This is a genomic window from Streptosporangium sp. NPDC020145, assembly GCF_040631275.1.
GTDB lineage: Bacteria > Actinomycetota > Actinomycetes > Streptosporangiales > Streptosporangiaceae > Streptosporangium.
In genome coordinates this window covers 275,350-291,020 of the sequence record NZ_JBEXZT010000006.1, presented here as the reverse complement: position 1 = coordinate 291,020, position 15,671 = coordinate 275,350, and the positions used below count along the sequence as shown (strand labels likewise).

Annotated in this window: 12 protein-coding genes; 4 read left to right on the top strand and 8 right to left on the bottom strand. The window is 73.2% G+C overall.

Annotation, left to right across the window (positions count from 1 at the left end; genetic code table 11):
• Window positions 1-91: 91 nt before the first annotated feature.
• The 3 genes from ABZ463_RS14755 to ABZ463_RS14745 all read right to left on the bottom strand — a co-directional run bounded on the left by ABZ463_RS14755 (window position 92) and on the right by ABZ463_RS14745 (window position 4,906).
• Window positions 92-1,882: an ABC transporter ATP-binding protein gene (locus ABZ463_RS14755; protein WP_362776282.1), complete on the bottom strand. Its 1,791-nt coding sequence runs from the start codon at window positions 1,880-1,882 to the stop codon at window positions 92-94.
• Window positions 1,879-3,573: an ABC transporter ATP-binding protein gene (locus ABZ463_RS14750; RefSeq protein ID WP_362776280.1), complete on the bottom strand. Its 1,695-nt coding sequence runs from the start codon at window positions 3,571-3,573 to the stop codon at window positions 1,879-1,881. Before ABZ463_RS14750 ends, ABZ463_RS14755 begins: the two co-directional genes overlap by 4 nt.
• A 64-nt stretch (window positions 3,574-3,637) precedes the next feature.
• Window positions 3,638-4,906: an aminotransferase class I/II-fold pyridoxal phosphate-dependent enzyme gene (locus tag ABZ463_RS14745; protein ID WP_352011813.1), complete on the bottom strand. Its 1,269-nt coding sequence runs from the start codon at window positions 4,904-4,906 to the stop codon at window positions 3,638-3,640.
• Window positions 4,907-5,279: 373 nt separating this feature from the next.
• Between ABZ463_RS14745 and ABZ463_RS14740 the strand changes: the two genes are divergently transcribed.
• Both ABZ463_RS14740 and ABZ463_RS14735 read left to right on the top strand, forming a co-directional pair.
• Window positions 5,280-5,798 carry a Rid family hydrolase gene (locus ABZ463_RS14740; RefSeq protein ID WP_362776277.1) on the top strand — a complete coding sequence of 173 codons (519 nt, stop codon included), beginning with the start codon at window positions 5,280-5,282 and terminating at the stop codon, window positions 5,796-5,798.
• 96 nt (window positions 5,799-5,894) lie between these two features.
• Window positions 5,895-6,806: a LysR family transcriptional regulator gene (locus ABZ463_RS14735; protein ID WP_362776275.1), complete on the top strand. Its 912-nt coding sequence runs from the start codon at window positions 5,895-5,897 to the stop codon at window positions 6,804-6,806.
• 12 nt (window positions 6,807-6,818) lie between these two features.
• On the opposite strand, the gene ABZ463_RS14730 is transcribed toward ABZ463_RS14735, so the two are convergent.
• The 4 genes from ABZ463_RS14730 to ABZ463_RS14715 form a co-directional block, all read right to left on the bottom strand.
• A complete protein-coding gene (locus ABZ463_RS14730; protein ID WP_352011816.1) occupies window positions 6,819-7,709 on the bottom strand; it encodes a hypothetical protein in 891 nt (296 codons plus the stop codon).
• An 81-nt stretch (window positions 7,710-7,790) separates the two neighbouring features.
• Complete coding sequence (locus tag ABZ463_RS14725; RefSeq protein WP_352011817.1) at window positions 7,791-9,023, bottom strand: HAMP domain-containing sensor histidine kinase; 1,233 nt, start codon at window positions 9,021-9,023, stop codon at window positions 7,791-7,793.
• Window positions 9,020-9,685: a two-component system response regulator CseB gene (cseB, locus tag ABZ463_RS14720; RefSeq protein WP_362776271.1), complete on the bottom strand. Its 666-nt coding sequence runs from the start codon at window positions 9,683-9,685 to the stop codon at window positions 9,020-9,022. Before cseB ends, ABZ463_RS14725 begins: the two co-directional genes overlap by 4 nt.
• A 29-nt stretch (window positions 9,686-9,714) precedes the next feature.
• Window positions 9,715-10,419 carry a DUF2306 domain-containing protein gene (locus ABZ463_RS14715; RefSeq protein WP_362776269.1) on the bottom strand — a complete coding sequence of 235 codons (705 nt, stop codon included), beginning with the start codon at window positions 10,417-10,419 and terminating at the stop codon, window positions 9,715-9,717.
• Between the two features lie 315 nt (window positions 10,420-10,734).
• Between ABZ463_RS14715 and ABZ463_RS14710 the strand changes: the two genes are divergently transcribed.
• Together ABZ463_RS14710 and ABZ463_RS14705 are read left to right on the top strand one after the other, a co-directional pair.
• The gene (locus ABZ463_RS14710) at window positions 10,735-11,514 is read left to right on the top strand and encodes a TetR/AcrR family transcriptional regulator (protein WP_352011820.1); all 780 of its coding nucleotides are present in this window, start codon (window positions 10,735-10,737) and stop codon (window positions 11,512-11,514) included.
• Window positions 11,515-11,619: 105 nt separating this feature from the next.
• Window positions 11,620-13,767, top strand: coding sequence for an NB-ARC domain-containing protein (locus ABZ463_RS14705; RefSeq protein WP_362776266.1), 2,148 nt, complete (start codon window positions 11,620-11,622; stop codon window positions 13,765-13,767).
• A gap of 1 nt (window position 13,768) precedes the next feature.
• Here ABZ463_RS14705 and ABZ463_RS14700 read toward each other — a convergent pair whose 3' ends face one another.
• Window positions 13,769-15,448, bottom strand: coding sequence for a translation initiation factor IF-2 (locus ABZ463_RS14700; protein ID WP_362776262.1), 1,680 nt, complete (start codon window positions 15,446-15,448; stop codon window positions 13,769-13,771).
• Window positions 15,449-15,671 lie beyond the last annotated feature (223 nt).

The window sequence follows — 15,671 nt, the reverse complement described above, 5'->3', positions numbered from 1 at the left end:
TCCAAGTGACGGAGGGAGATTTAGGTAAGCCTTACCTTACAAGCACCTTCCGTCACTCTGTCACCGGGGGTGGGGGAACGGTGACAGGTGATCACTCCGCCGTGGCCCGGGTGTCCGACCAGGCCTCCCACAGGGCGGCGTAGCGCCCTCCCACGGCCAGCAGCTCCTCGTGCGTGCCGCTCTCCGCCACGCGTCCGTCCTCCATGACGACGATCCGGTCCGCCGTCGCGGCCTGGGTCAGCCGGTGCGCGACCACCAGGGCGGTACGGCCCTCGGCGGCGCGGGCGGCGGCCCGTTCGAGCGCGCGGGCGCCCGCGCTGCCCGCCTCGGCCGTCGCCTCGTCGAGCACCGCGACCTCCGGGTCGGCCAGTACCAGCCGGGCCAGCGCGAGCTGCTGCACCTGGGCGGCGGTGAGCCGGTGCCCGGCCTCGCCGACGACCGTGTCAAGCCCGGCGGGCAGTGCGCGCGCCCACTCCAGCGCGCCGACCAGGGCGAGCGCGGAGCACAGCTCCTCCTCGTCCGCCTCCGGCCTGGCCAGCCGCAGGTCCTCGGCCAGCGGCCCGGCGAACACGTGCGACTCCTGCGTGACCAGCACCACCGCGCGCCGCGCGCCCGGCCGGGCGGCGGGCAGCCGTACGGTCCCGGACGAGGGGCGCTGGACGCCCGCGACGATCCTGGCGAGCGTCGACTTGCCCGCCCCGCTCGCGCCGACCAGCGCGACCTGCTCACCGGGGCGCAGGACGAGGTCCACCCCGCGCAGCACCGGTCGTCCCACCTCGTAGGCGTGCCCGGCGTCGGTCACGGTGACCGTCCGCGGCTCCGGGCCCGGTTCCCGTCCGGCCTCCGGCTCCGTCCCGGGTTCCGGGGGAAGCGTGGCGACCCCCGCCAGACGCGCCAGCCCGGCCAGGGCCGACTGCGCGTCGTCGAGCAGCACGAGCGCGTTGTTGATCGGGCCGAACAGACTGTGGAAGTACAGCGCGGCGGCGGTCGCGGTGCCGATGGACGCCGAGCCATCCTGAACCAGGAGGAACCCGGCGAACAGTACCGCGGCCAGCCCGATGTACTCGGCGATGTGCAGCCGGCTGTAGAAGCCCACCACGAGCCTGACCCCGCGCATCGTCAGCTCGATCGCCGCCCGCGAGGCGTTCGCGACCCGCCCGGCGTGCTCCTCCTCCATCCGGAAGGCCCGTACGGTCTCCGCGCCGCCGATCGTGTCGAGCAGACGCTGCTGTATCGCCCCGGCCGCGACGCGCTGGCGGGCGTAGAGCGGCACCGCGTTGCGCACGTACCAGCGGGCGGTGTGCGCCTGGACCGGCACCGCGAGCAGCGCGGCGACCAGGAAGCGCCAGTCGAGCAGCGCCATGGCGCCGAGCGTCAGCACGATGGCCAGCAGGGAGCGGGCCAGTTCGGGCAGGGCGTTGCGCACCGACTCGGCCACCCGGGACACGTCACCGGTGACCCGGGCCGTCAGGTCGCCGGAGCCCGCCCGTTCGACCCGCTCCTGCGGCAGCAGCAGCGCGCGCTCGACGAACCGCTCCCGCAGCGCGGCCAGCATGGTCTCGCCGAGCCGCGAGACCAGCGTCAGCCCCAGCGCCGTCGCGCCGCCCTGCAGGAGCGCGACGAGCACCAGCAGCACGGCGGGACCGGTCAGCTCCGTGGCGGGACGGCCCTCGGCGACCAGGTCGACGATGTGCCCGAGGAGCGGCTGGGGGAGCAGCCCGAACGCGGTCGCGCCGACCATCACGGAGAACCCGGCGGTGGCGAGCCCGCGGCGCGGCCGCAGCAGCTCCCACACGAGGGCGCGGGTCCGCGCCGGGGAGGCCGTCGGCAGCGCTCCCTCGGGCGGCGCCGTCTCCGGCTCCCTCCCGCGGTCCCGGGTCACGTCAGCACCGCCGAGCGGTAGGTCTCGTTGCGGCGGGCGAGCTCGGTGTGCGGCCCGGTCTCCACGATCCGGCCGCCGTCCAGCAGCACCACCCGGTCGGCGACCGTGAGCAGCGCCGGGCTGGTGGTGACCATGATCGTGGTACGGCCCCGGCGCAGCTCGCGTATCCCGGCGGCGATCCTGGCCTCGGTGACCGTGTCGACCGCCGTCGTCGGGTCGTGGACCACCAGCACCGGCCGGTCGGCGGCCAGCGCCCTGGCCAGGGCGACCCGCTGCCGCTGCCCGCCGGAGAGTGACCGGCCGCGCTCGGCGACCGCCGTCTCCTGCCCGTACGGCAGGGCGCGGGCGACCTCGTCGGCTCCGGCCGCGGCCATCACCCGCCCCAGGTCGGCGTCCTGTTCGGCGACGGCTCCGACGTTGCCGAGCAGTGTGCCCTCGAACAGGTCGGCGTCGTGCGCGGCGACCAGGACGGTGGAGCGCAGGTCACCGGGGTCGAGGTCGCGCAGGCTGACCCCGTCGAGCTCGACCGTCCCGGTCTCCGGGTCGGCCCGCCGGTCCAGGCAGCGCAGCAACGCGAGAGCGTCCGCCGGGTCGGTCGCGGCGACACCGAGCAGTTCGCCGGGCGCGACCTCCAGGTCGATCCCGCGCAGCCCGGCGTGCCCGACCGCGCGCAGGCTGAGGCCGCCCCGGAGGTCACGCGGCAGCCGTGCGGCGCCGGGGGTGACGGCGGGCGGCGCGGCCAGCACCTCGGCGATCCTGGTGGCAGAGGCCCTGGCCTGTGCGAAGGCGGTGTTGACCCGGGCCAGCGACTGCAACGGCCCGATCAGGAACAGCGCGAGCCCGACCGCGGAGATCAGGTCGCCCAGGCTGATCCGCCCGCCGGCGGCCAGTCGTCCGCCGGACAGCCCGACGACCGCGATGAGGCAGCCGGTCAACGCCAGGACCACGCCGTTCTGCAGCGCCTCCGCCCTGGCCGCGCGCATCGTCGCCGCCAGGGAGTCGCGGCTGGTCGCGCGGTACCTGTCCAGGGCGGCCCGTTCCGCGCCGATGCCCTTGAGCACCCGCAGCCCGGCGACCAGGTCGGCGGCCACGCCGGAGGCGCGCGCGGCCCGGTCCTGCTCGGTGGCGCTGCGCCGTTCGAGCGGCCTGCTCAGCAGGTGACCGAGCCACAGCAGCGCCGGGGCGCCTGCCAGCACGACCAGGCCGAGCGGGACCGAGATCCACAGCAGCACGGCGGCCCCGGCCAGCAGCCCGGTGAACGTGGCGGCGGCGCCGGGGATCGCGTTGGCCAGCGCGCCGACCCGCCTGGCGTCCTCGGTGGCGATTCCGGCGAGCGCGCCGGGAAGCCGCCCGGACTCGGCGCCGCCGCCGGGATGCAGGACCCGGCCGACGACCTCGGCGCGCAGGGTGTGCGCGATCTCCTCCATGGCGCGGTCGGAGGCGCGGGCGCCGAACCGGTAGCTGAAGGACAGCACGAGATAGACGACCGCCAGGACCGCGAGCCAGCGCAGCAGGGCGCCGAGGTCACCCGCGACGACACCCTGGTCCACGGCCAGGCCGATCAGCACCGGAACCGCGGCCTCTCCCGCCTGGTGCCCGGCGCGCAGCACGGACCCGGCCAGGACCAGGCGTCGCCGCCCGCCGAGCGCCCGGCGTAGAACCACCTGTCCCGGCGACCTCGACCGGCTCACCCGCGCCTCCCGACGTCATGATTAGGGAAGGCTAGCCTATTGTGCGGGTAATGTCCGTTTTGAGTCAGCGATGTCGGTCAGGTGTGTCATTCAGCGCCTTCACCATCCGGTCGAGGGCGGCCTCCCACTGAGCCTCGTCCCTGGCGTAGCAGACCCGGAACCGCCCGACCCCCGACGGCCCGAACTGGTAGCCGGGACTCACCACGACCCCCGCCTCCCGCTGCAGGAGACGGGCCACCGCCACGTCGCTGAGGCCGAGCGCCGAGACGTCGGGCCACAGGTAGGCCGTGCCCGCGCCGGGCCGTACGACCAGGCCGTCGACCTGACGCAGCCGCTCGACGGTCAGGTCGCGGATCACGCGCAGCTCCTCGACCCGGCGCCGCACGAACTCCCGGTCGTCGACCAGCCAGCGGGTGAGCAGCTGCTGGGCGTAGGCGGGGGCGCGCAGGCAGGTCATCGCCATCACCTGCTCGATCGCGTCCACGATCTCCGGGGGCGCGACGACGACCCCGATCCGGTAACCGCTGAGCGACTCGGTCTTCGACCCGCCGAGCATGGTCACCGTCCGCTCCGCCATCCCCGGCTGGGCCGCGAGATGGAAGAACGGGACGTCCGGATAGACCAGCCTGCAGTACAGCTCGTCGACGACCACCAGGAAGTCGTGCCGTACGGCCAGGCGCGCCAAGCCGCGGACCGTCTCCTCGGTGTAGACCGAGCCGGTCGGGTTGTTGGGGTTGGACGTCAGCAGCAGCCTGATCCCGTTCCCGGCCACCTCGTCGAGCGCGTCCAGGTCGAGCTGCGGCCCGTCGGGACCGTCCACCATGCCGACCCGCACCACCCTGGCGCCGAGGAAACGCAGCATCCGCTCGACGAACAGGTACTCCGGGTCGGCGAGCGCCACGGTGTCGCCGTCGTCGACCAGCGCGCTGAGCGTCGTGAACAGGCCGCTCTGAGTCCCGGCGGTCAGCACGAGGTGACGGTCGGGATCGACGTCCACGCCCAGCAGTTCCGCGACGGGACGGGCGCAGGCCCGCCGTACCCCGTCGCCGCCCCGGTAGGCGGTGTAGGCCAGTTCACCGTCCCCGGCGGCCAGGGCGAAGGTCTCCAGCGCCCAGTCCGGCGGCGGGAAGCGCACGGTGTCGAAATGGGTCGTGTCGAGCAGTCCGTGCCCGGCGCCGTCCAGCCGCAGGCTGAGATCGGCCTCACGCACGGACGAGCCGATGAGCCGCGCCCGTTCCGGCAGGTGGGTCGCCCGCAGGCGCCGTGACTCCAGCCGTGACTCCAGCCGTGACCCCGGCTGTGATCGCGGCTGCGGTTCCGGGTTCTGTTCCATGGAATGCCCCGTCGCTCTCATGTGGTTCGCTCCGTTGAAGTCGCCGACGCGTCCCGTCGTGTCGAGGCGGTGGCCGGTGGGTCGTCTCGGAACCGCCGCGGTCAATCAAGTGAACGGGAACCCCCGGGAAACGGGCAAGCGCGGGAATCTGCACCGTCTCTTTTAGCTTTGCTAACGGGCCCCGGCGCGGTCGCCGCCCGGCCCGCTTTTTTAGCGGACGTTAAAACACCGATTTCGAAAACGTTTCTTGTCCGGTCTCCGGGCTTTTTGGCAGACTCTGCGGTCGGCGACGGGACCTCTTCCCGTGGCCGCCGTCCGCCCCGGCAGGGTTCGGGACGGGGCCGGGGCACGTCGTCCACAGTGAGGAGCCGCCATGGAGCCGAGCGACCAGACGTCCAAGGACGCGATCACCCGGGAGGAACACCGGACCGCCTCGCCGCCGGCGCACGGCACCGTACCCGTCCACACCGGACGGGCGCCCTCCCCGGCCGGGCACTACGCCCAGGCCGTACGGGCGGGCGACTTCGTGTACGTCTCCGGCCAGGTACCACGCGCGCCGGACGGCGGTTACACGCCCGCCGACGTGCGCGCCGAGACACTGCTGACCCTGCGCAACCTGGCCGAGATCTCCCACGCGGCGGGCGGCGGCCTCGGGGACGTGGTGAAGGTCACCGCCTACCTGGCGCGGTCCGAGTACTTCGGCGAGTTCAACGCGGCCTACGCCGAGTGTTTCGGCGGCCACCGTCCGGCCCGCACCACGGTGGTCGCGGGGCTGCGCGAGGTGAAGGTCGAGGTGGACGCGGTCCTCCACCTGCCCGCCCCGCCCGCGGAGGGCGACGCTCGACCCCCCGGAGGCCATCGCTGTAAGCTGCCGGACGAGCACGAGCCGTAGGCCGACGGCGTGTCCTGCCGGTCGCGTCCCGCGGACCACGGCGGGAACCACGGCGGGAACCATGGCGGGAACCACGGCGGGAACGAGGTGACATCCGTGACCAACCTGAGCCTCGCCGGCCTTCGCGCCATCGACGCCCTGGCGACCCACGGGTCGGTGACCGCCGCCGCGGGCGCCCTCGGCTACACCCCCTCGGCCATCTCCCAGCAGATCGCCCGGCTCGAACGCGACGTGCGCCAGGTCCTCATCGACCGCCAGGGACGGCGGATGACCCTGACGGTCGCCGGTCGCATCCTCGCCGAGGCCGCCGGTCGCATCGTGATCGAGCTGGAGAGCATGAACGCCGAGCTGCAGGCGCAGACGGAGACGGTCACCGGCCCGCTGCGCGTCGCGGCCTTCCCCACCGCGGCGCGGGGGGTGATCCCGGCGGCGATGCGGGAGCTCGGGCAGACCTGGCCGTCGCTGGAACCGCAGCTCGTCGAGGTCGACTCCCACCGGGCGGTGGAACTCGTGGCCAAGGGCACCGTCGATCTCGCCGTGGCCCACGACTGGGCCGCGATGCCACTCGAACTGCCCGAGGGGCTGCACTCCCGCCACCTGGGCGACGACGTCTCCGACGTGCTCGTCTCCCACACCCACCCGCTGGCCCGCCGGGCCTCGGTCGAGTTCGACGACCTGCGGGAGGAGAGCTGGCTCTACGAGCCGGGGTCCGTGGCCCACGACTTCCTGCTCAACGCCTACCGCGACGCGCCGGGTACGGTCCGCTTCACCCACATGGTCAGCGAGTACGCCAGCCAGATCGAGATGGTCGGCGCGGGTCTCGGCGTGGCCCTGGTCCCCAGGATGGGCCGGGGGCCGCTGCCCGCGACCGTCCGCGCGCTGCCCGTCGGCTCGGCCCCGCTGCGCCGCGTCTACGGCGTGTGGCGGACCGCGACCGGGCGGCGGCCGGCCCTCACCGCCGCGCTCGGTGTGCTGGAGGCGGTCTGCGCACGGCTCGGGCGGCACTGACCGGCCCGGTTCTCACCGGGCGGGCAGCGGGGAGTCCGGGCCGGTCAGCCATCGCTCGACCGCCTCGCTCATCCGCCCGCCCACGTCGAGCGCCGCGGCCTTGGCGGCCACCGGGTTGGTGCCCGCGGCCTGGGAGAGGATCACCCCGAGCACCAGGCGTCCCCGCACCCGGGAGGCCCAGACCAGGTTGCCTCCTGCGGCGGTGCCAGAGCCGGTCTTGACGCCGATGACGCCGTGCCTGTTCAGCAGCGTGTTCGTGTTGGCCAGCCTGAGCGCGTCCCCGGGGACGACGGTCTCGGCCCGGGAGACCACCTCACGGAAGACCGGGTCGCGCATCGCCTGCCTGGCCAGCCTGAGCTGGTCGGAGGCGGTGCTGACGGTGCTGTCCTCGTTGCCGCTGGCGCCGGTGTACGTGGTGGCCTTCATGCCCAGGCGGCGGGCCTCGGCGTTCATCCGCGCGACGAAGCGCTCCTGGGAGCCGGAGTCCCAGCGGGCCAGGAGACGGGCCACGTTGTTGCCCGAGGGCACCAGCATCAGCTCAAGCATGCGGCGCAGCCGTACCCTGCGGCCCTCCCGCAGCGGGACGGTCGACTCCTGCGGCAGATAGGACTCGTTGGCGGCGGTGTGGTCGACCGTGACCAGCGGGCCGTTCTCGCCGGGCCGCAGCGGGTGGCGGCGCAGGATCACGTAGGCGGTCATCACCTTCGTCACGCTGGCGATGGGCACCGGCCGCCGCCCGCCGCTGAGACCCAGGTTGCCCACCCCCTCGACCTCGACCGTGGCCTGCCCCTCGGCGGGCCACGGCAGCGGCACGCCGGGCACCGTGGCTCCGGAGACGGCCGGTACGGCGCCGCAGCCGCTCAGCAGGACGAACGCCAGGAGATAAGCCAGGACATATCGCATACGTGAAACGGTGCGCCGCTGATATCTCCGGCCCGTCGCCGTCGTGTCTTCGCCGTGGCTTAATCGTGTATCAGCCGTGTATCAGGCAGGGAGCCTGAGGGTGGCGACGGCGCCGCCCTCGGGGGCGTTGGCCAGGGTCAGACCGGCGCCGATGACGTGTGCCTGGCCGAGCGCGATCGTGAGCCCCAGACCATGGCCCCGGCCGCGTTCTGCGGCACCGGTGCGAAAGCGCTTCGGCCCGTCGGCCAGGAGCTCGGGCGGGAAACCCGGCCCGTGGTCGCGGACCTCGACCACGTTGTCCCCGACGGTGATCTCGACCGGCGGGCCGCCGTGACGGTGGGCGTTGAGGACGAGGTTGGCCAGGATGCGGTCCAGGCGGCGCGGGTCGGTCTCGGCCACCGGATCCCCCAAGACGGTCACCGCCACCTCGACCCCGACGCGGGCCGCCGACCGTCGCGCCAGCTCGGCCAGCGGCACCCGGACCCGCTCGGCCACCTCGGCGCCCGCGTCCAGCCTGGAGACCTCCAGCAGGTCCTCGACCAGCGAGCGCAGCACCCCGACCCGGTCACGCACCAGGTCGGCCGCCTCCCCCTCGTCGAGCAGCCCGGCCACGGTGACCAGACCCATCAGCGGGGTGCGCAGGTCGTGGGCGACGTCGGCGGTGAAGCGCTGCTCGGCCAGCAGCCGGTACTGCAGACTCGCCGCCATGGAGTCGACGGCCACGGAGATGTCGGCGATCTCGTCACGCCCGAGCCCGCGCCCCGGGGCGGAGACACGGGCGTCCAGGTCGCCGTCGGCGATCCTGCGGGCGGTGGCGGCGACCCGTCTCAGCCGCCGGTTGGTCAGCTCGGCCAGGCCGACCGAGACCGGGACCACGACCGCGAGCGCGATCAGCGCGGCCTGGACCATGGCACGGTCCAGGGCGTGCAACCTCACCCTCTCCGAGCCCATCTCCAGCCGGGAGAAGGCCACCAGATCCCCGTCGATCCGCTGCGCGGCCCACATCCACGGCCGCGTCGGCCTGCCGTCGTCATACCAGGCGACGGCCTCGTCGCCGGTCAGCAGAGCCCGCAGGGAGTCGGGCAGCTCGCCGAGCCGCCCGATCCGCCCGATCCAGGCGGCGGGATCCTCGGCGGGAGCGTTCGCACGGTAACCCTCGACGGCCTTGTGGACCGACTCCACCGCCCGCTCCTTGGCCTGCCCCATCGTGCGGTCGAGGGTCGTCCGGTGGACCAGCACCCCGACCACGGCGGTCACCGCGCAGCAGGCCAGCGTGATCAGCGCCGCCACCTTCCAGCGCAGCGAGGGCTTCATGCCTTGCGCAGCTTGTAACCGAACCCGCGCACGGTCTCGATCCGGTCAGCGCCGATCTTCTTGCGCAGCCGCTGCACGCACAGGTCGACGACCCGGCTGTCGCCGTCCCAGCCGTAGTCCCACACGTCGCGCAGCAGGGTGGCGCGTTCGAGCACGATCCCCGGGTTGGCCGCGAACTCCAGCAGCAGCCGCAACTCGGTCGGCGCCAGCGCCACCGGACGCCCGCCGAGCCGTACCTCAAGGGCGGCCGGATCGACGGTCAGCTCGCCGAACCTCAGCACGCCGGGCTGGGAGACCGGGGCGGTGGTACGGCGCAGCAGCGATCTGATCCTGGCCACCAGCACCGGGATGTCGACCGGTTTGACCACGTAGTCGTCGGCCCCGGCCTCCAGCCCGGAGACCACGTCGGGGGAGTCGCCGCGCGCCGACATCATCAGGATCGGCACCTGGCTGGTCTCCCTGACCCTGCGGCACAGGCCGATGCCGTCGAGCCCGGGGAGCATCACGTCGAGCACCAGCAGGTCGTGGTCACCGGCCAGGAAGGACTCCAGGCCGCCCAGGCCGTCCGAGGCGGTGGCCATGCGGTAGCCGTACCGCTCAAGGGCCATCGAGACGCCTCTGCGGATCACGTCGTCGTCCTCGACGAGCAGGATGGAGGTCACGATGTACCTTACGCCTCGGACCGCCCTGTTCACCGCCGCAGCGGGTCGCGGTCGGGGAGGCCTGCCGACGCTGCTCGGCGGGCCGGCGACGCCAGTGTGCGCTGGATGATGAAGTACTCGGCCACGACCACGTTGACCAGGATGGACGCCCAGCCACTGGCGTCGTAGATCTCGTCGAACGGCAACGAGACGAACGACTGCTTCAGCTGCAGGCCGACGGCCAGATAGACGCGCAGGGAGACGGCGGCGAAGGTCAGGGCGTAGTTACGGATCATCCAGATCCGATGCAGTTGCACGTCGCCGCGGCGAATGCTCCGGTACGCCTCGGCCAGCGTGTACAGCCAGGCCGCGACGAGCAGGTAGAACGCGACCTGGATCGAGAAGCCGCTGAGTGAGAACGTCGCGGCGAACGCCGCCGCGCCGGAGGCGATCAGGACGGAGATCATGTAGACCCGGCCCATCACCCGGTGCAGCCCGGGCCTGCGGACGCGCGGCCAGGTCATGAACTGCAAGGGGCCGATGATCAGAGCAAGACCGCCGGGAACGGCGTGCACGGCGAGGGATAGGTAGTGCAGCGCCACGTTCGGGTCGATCGGCACGCTGCTGTCGGCCGGGTTCCCCGACAGGTAAGGGGGCACCGCGTAGGCGGTGATGCCGATCGCGGACACGGCCATCAGCCCCCACAGTGCCCACCACCGGCGGCGGCTGGTCCTGGGGGCGGGCGAGGCGGTCATAGGGGTACTCCAATACCGGTGGACGAGTGGGCCTGCCGACGGGGTTCGGGTCCGGCCGGACGGATATCGCGTTGAGGACGGCGCCGCCGCCCGGATGCCTCTTCGGCGGAGCGCTCCACCACATGTCCGGCACCGCAGGGGCGGCGGATCCCGGCGTCCCGGGTCGGTGCCGGTCACCACCCCTCCTGTGGGCTGGGCCGTTTCCCGTGGGCGTTCATCACGCTAGTGAGCGGAAAGAGAATTTGGCAGTGTTAGATTTTCCGAACGGGGCGCGGTTTCCTTGGAGCAGTGAAGGGGATGCCGTACGGTCACCGCATGACATCCGACGAAGCGGCTACCGACGTACCGCCACTGCGCCGGCGGCGCCGGGCCGTCGCCGTCCAGGAGATCGTGACCGCCGCCGAGCGCCACCTCACCGAACACGGGCCCGCCGCGATGTCCCTGCGAGCGGTCGCCCGAAGTCTCGGAATGACCGTGCAGGCGCTCTACCACTACTTCCCGAGCCGGGACCACCTCGTCACGACACTCATCGCCAAGGCGTACGACGACCTCGCCGACGCCGTGCAGGGTGCCGTCGACGCCGCCCCGGACAGGACGACGGTGCCGCGTGCGGTGCTGGCCGCCGAGGGCTACCGGCGCTGGGCCATGGTCAATCCCGAGCGGTTCCAGCTCATCTACGGAACGCCGCTGCGGCACTACGAGGCGCCTGCCGAGGGGCCGACCACCCAGGCCGTCCGTCGGATGAGCGCCATATTCATGCGTGAACTGTTCGGTGAGTTCTCCACGGAGCAACTGGCCGCGGCCGACACCCCGGAACTCTCACCTTCGTTCAGGGCGCACCTGGAACACCTGCCCCCGGACGGCCTCGGAGCCCTGCCGCCCCCCGCGGTGTCCCTCTTCCTGGACGCGTGGGGGCGCATGCACGGTCTCGTGGCCCTGGAGGTGTTCGGGCACACCACGTTCATCGGCGCCCACCAGGCCGAGGTCTTCCACGTGGCGATGCGGAACATGTGCAGAGACGTTCACCGCCGGATTCCGGCGGACCGGGCCGGTCTTCGAGAAGCGGGAGACGCACGGCAGGCTTCGAGGCCCTGAGCCACTCGTGAAGTGGCGTCGTGGTTGCGATCATTTACCCCAGGCGTGTTCCCGGTGGCGGGCCGCCGTCCGAAGTGTGACCAGACCTGAGGCGGTTGCTTGAGCATGGTGATCGAATCCGATGACGAGCGGTCAGGGGCGGGCGGGACGCGCAACGAGCTTTCCGGCCAGGTCGCGGGCAACGTCGTGCAGGCCGGAGTCATCCAGCACCTCACGTTCGCGGCCCAGGAGCCGCCCGTCGCCGAGATTCCCCGGCAGCTGCCTCCCGAGCCGCGCGACTTCGTCAACAGGGTCAGGGAACTGGACGAGCTGGACCGGCTCCTCGACGAGGGCGGTGACGGTTCCGCGCCCCTGGTGGCCGTCGTGAACGGCCTCGGCGGGGTGGGCAAGAGCGCGCTGAGCCGCCGCTGGGCGCACCGGGTGCGTGAGCGGTTCACCGACGGTCAGCTCTACGCCAGCCTGGGCGACCTGCGTCACGGGGGCGGGGTCGCGGTGAGCGACGTGCTCGGCGGTTTCCTGCGGGCCCTGGGCGTCCGCGAGGCGGGCATCCCCGCCGACCCGTCCGAGCGGGCGGCCCTGTTCCGCTCCAGGACCGCCGACCTGCGGCTTCTCATCCTGCTCGACGACGTCGAACACGCCGCCCAGGTGACGCCGGTGCTTCCGGCGTCCGCGAGCGGCGTCGTGGTGGTGACCAGCCACAGCAGACTCGGCGAGCTGGTCGTCACCGGCGCGGTCCCGGTCCCGCTCGCACCACTCGACGAGGAGCAGGGGGTACGGCTGCTCGCGGGCGTGCTCGGTGAGGAGCGCGTCCACGCGGAACCGGAGGCCGCCGGGGAGCTGGCGCGGCTGTGCGGAGGGCTGCCGGTCGCGCTGCGGGTGGCCGCCGCCCGCCTGGCGCAGCGGCGCGGACGGCCGATCGCCAGGCTGGTGACGGAGCTGACCGACGAGCGCCGCAGGCTGGAACGCCTGGCGGTCGGGGGGAAGACGATCGTGGAGGCGGTGTTCGAGACGGCGTGCCGGGCGCTGCCGCCTGGGGCGGGACGGCTCTACCGGCTGCTTGGCGCGGTCCCGGTCGCCGACCTCTCGGTCCAGGCCGTGCAGGTCGTGGCGGGAACGGGGGAGCGGGAGACGGAGGAGTCGCTGGAGCTGCTCCTTGAGGCCAACCTCCTTGAGGAGACCGCGCAGGAGCGTTACCGGTTCCACGACCTGGTCAGGCTGCACGCGGCCCGGCTCGCCGAGCGGGAGGAGGCCCCCGGGGAGCGGGAGGCGGCGCTCGGCCGGATGGCCCGCTGGTACCGGGCGTGCGCCATGGCGGCCGACCGGACGGTCACGAGGTCCCGGCTGCGTCTTGCCCCCGTCCCCGAGCCGGTCGAGCCCGAGGTGACGTTCTCCTCGGCGCGGCAGGCCCTGGACTGGCTGGACGGTGAGCGCGGCAACATGCTCGCCGTCCTCCGCCTCGCGGAGCGGGCCGGATGGGACGACGTCGTCTGGCAGACGGTCGAGGCGCTGTGGGTGCTGCACCACAGCCGCAAGCACTACGCCGACTGGATCGAGGCGGGCAGGCTGGGCACCCTGGCCGCGGGCCGCCTCGGGAACCGGGCCGCGGAGGCCCGCATGCGCAACCAGACGGCCAGGGCGTTCGTCGAGCTCGGCGAGCTCGGGCCCGCGGACGAGGAACTGCGCCTGGCCAGGTCACTGGCCGTGGAGTCCGGCGACCGGCGGCTTGAGGCGGCGGTGCTCGAGTCACTCGGCCAGGTCGAGCTGGCCCGAGGGGCCTTCGACGCCGCGATCGGGCACTTCACCGAGGCCCTGGTCGTCAACGAGGCGCTGGGCAGGACCCGGGGCGCGGGGCTGCAGTCCTACCATCTCGGCCTGACCCACACCGCGGCGGGCCGCCCCCGGGAGGCGTTCGAGGCGTTCGAGCGGGCCAGGGGGCTGATCGGGGCCGAGGACGAGACAAGCCAGGCGAAGATCGACATCGAGCTGGGACTCGTCCACCGGATGCTCGGCAGGCCGCAGGAGATCGTGGGGAGGGTGACGGAGGCGGCGCGCACCATGCGGGCCAGGGGAGTCCCCCTCAAGGAGGCCAGGGCCTGGGAGATCCTGGCCGGCCTCACCGCCGACCTGGGAGACGAGCGGGGCTCGGAGGAGCACCTGCGCCGGGCGATCGCCGTCTACCTCGACCTGGGGAAGACGGCGAAGGCCGACGAGCTGGGCGGACGCCTGCCCCCTCCGGCCCCGGAGGACTCCTGACTCACGGCCGGACGGGGGTGACGTCGACGCGACCCTCGACGGCTCCGAGCCGTAGCCGCAGCACGGACGGAGGCTCCCCGGCGCGGCGCTCGGAGACCAGCCAGCCGTACAGCGCGGAGGGCAGGCACGAGACGTCCGTCACCTGGGAGGTCTCCGGCAGACCGAGGACGAACTCCCGCCCGTCACGCCGCAGGACGACGTGGACCCGGCGCCCGTCGACGACCGCGGCGGCCAGCGCGCAGCCCGGGTGGCGCCGTACGGCCTCCCGCGCCCACTCCGGTGAGCCGTCGCGGTGCACGATGACGGCCGCGCTTTCCAGCAGCCGCCGGTTCAGCTCCTCGGCGTCCACGGTGAGGTGCGTCTCGCGTGGCTCCCCGTCGAGGGGGCGGGTGACGGCCGCCGGGAAACGCCGCATCGTCACGGCCCCGTCCTCGCCGGCCCACGTCTCCACCAGGAACGAGGCCGGAGCCGGCTCCGCCCCGTACGGCTCGGCGAACGGCACCCCCGGCGCGGAACCGGGCGGATGGGCGAGGTCCATGAGCCGGTAGGCCACCTCGCGCAGCGACTCGCCCGCGTGGCCGAGGTTGCCCAGCGTACGGCCCGTCACGCGGTCGTAGGCCCCGGGCACGTGCGCGGAGAGGGCCTCCTCCACCTGTTCGAGCAGGCCGCGGCGCCGGTCGAGCCGGGGCAGGACCCCGCACAGCTCGGCGGTCGGGGAGGACGGGTCGAGCTCCTGCGCCTCCCGCCCCGAGGAGGCCAGCAGCACCGGCCGCCCGAGCGCCGCCCCGTAGAAGGTGACCGACCCGTGGTCGCCGACGACCACGTCCGAGGCGATCAGCGCCGCCTGCCACCCCCGTTCCGGGGGGATCACCGTCAGGCCCGCGCTCCGCTCACGCGCCAGCCACAGCCGTAACTGCAGCTCGCCGTGGTGGAGGGGGATGTTCGGATGCGTCACAAGCGCCACGCGGTACTCGTCGAGGGGAAGCTCGGCCAGCAGACGGGGCAACACGTCGCCGTTGGCCCCGTACAGGGAGTGCTCACCCCAGGTCGAGCTGACCAGCACCAGCCTGAGACCGTCGGGAACGCCGAGCGCGCGCCGGTAGCGCCTCCTGCGCGGCAGGTGCGCGACCAGCCGGTCGAAGGACGGGTCCCCGGTGACCGTGGCGACGGTCACGGCCTCGGGGCAGTAGCGCGCCAGGCGTCCCAGCTGCTCCTGGTGGGACAGGGCGATCGCGGCGGGCACCACCCGGCCGTCGCGGACCAGCTGGCTGCGCGCCAGGCCCGAGACCTCGGGGCCGTAGCCGTTCCCGGTGCGCAGCAGGCGGTTGTGACCGGCGCCGTGGGGCATCAGCAGCAGCGGGGCGTCGATCCGGTGCAGGTCCCCGTTGGCGCTGGCGGACAGCGCCAGGTCGAACCGCGTCGCCACCGCCTGCGCCCACGGGATGGTCCTCGCCCCCGCCGCCCGCAGGTAGACGTCGAGCCCGTCGTCGAAGGCCGACCCCTCGACGGTCGTGAACAGCGTCCGGACACGCAGGTCGGAGCCGAACATGGGCAGCACGTCGAGCAGCCGGCCCGCCGAGGTCATGTTCCTGGCCACGGCCAGGACGCTGCGGCGGGTGCGGACGGTGCCCCAGGTGCCCGCCGGAGAATCCCCCGCCCACGGCCGGTCCTCGCCGCTCACGATCCTCCGACCGGGTAATCCAGACACTCGGGCCAGCAGTGATTTTCAACGAGCATGTACCATACCGCCTGATCCTTCGGCGCCGGAAACGAGAAGAGTTCCCGCCGCCAAGCGGTTTCCCCTTTTCCGTGAACACGCTTCCCGGCGCCATATGAATGGCAGGGAAAAGAACCGCGGTTCCGGAGCGCCCGGATATGTGGCCGAGGAAGGGGGGAAGTACCGT

Excerpts from the sequence above, each read along its gene's own strand:
- ABZ463_RS14730 (WP_352011816.1), bottom strand. The coding sequence starts at position 7,709 with ATGCGATATGTCCTGGCTTATCTCCTGGCGTTCGTCCTGCTGAGCGGC.
- ABZ463_RS14725 (WP_352011817.1), bottom strand. The coding sequence starts at position 9,023 with ATGAAGCCCTCGCTGCGCTGGAAGGTGGCGGCGCTGATCACGCTGGCC.
- ABZ463_RS14715 (WP_362776269.1), bottom strand. The coding sequence starts at position 10,419 with ATGACCGCCTCGCCCGCCCCCAGGACCAGCCGCCGCCGGTGGTGGGCA.
- ABZ463_RS14705 (WP_362776266.1), top strand. The coding sequence starts at position 11,620 with ATGGTGATCGAATCCGATGACGAGCGGTCAGGGGCGGGCGGGACGCGC.
- ABZ463_RS14710 (WP_352011820.1), top strand. The coding sequence starts at position 10,735 with ATGACATCCGACGAAGCGGCTACCGACGTACCGCCACTGCGCCGGCGG.
- ABZ463_RS14745 (WP_352011813.1), bottom strand. The coding sequence starts at position 4,906 with ATGGAACAGAACCCGGAACCGCAGCCGCGATCACAGCCGGGGTCACGG.
- ABZ463_RS14740 (WP_362776277.1), top strand. The coding sequence starts at position 5,280 with ATGGAGCCGAGCGACCAGACGTCCAAGGACGCGATCACCCGGGAGGAA.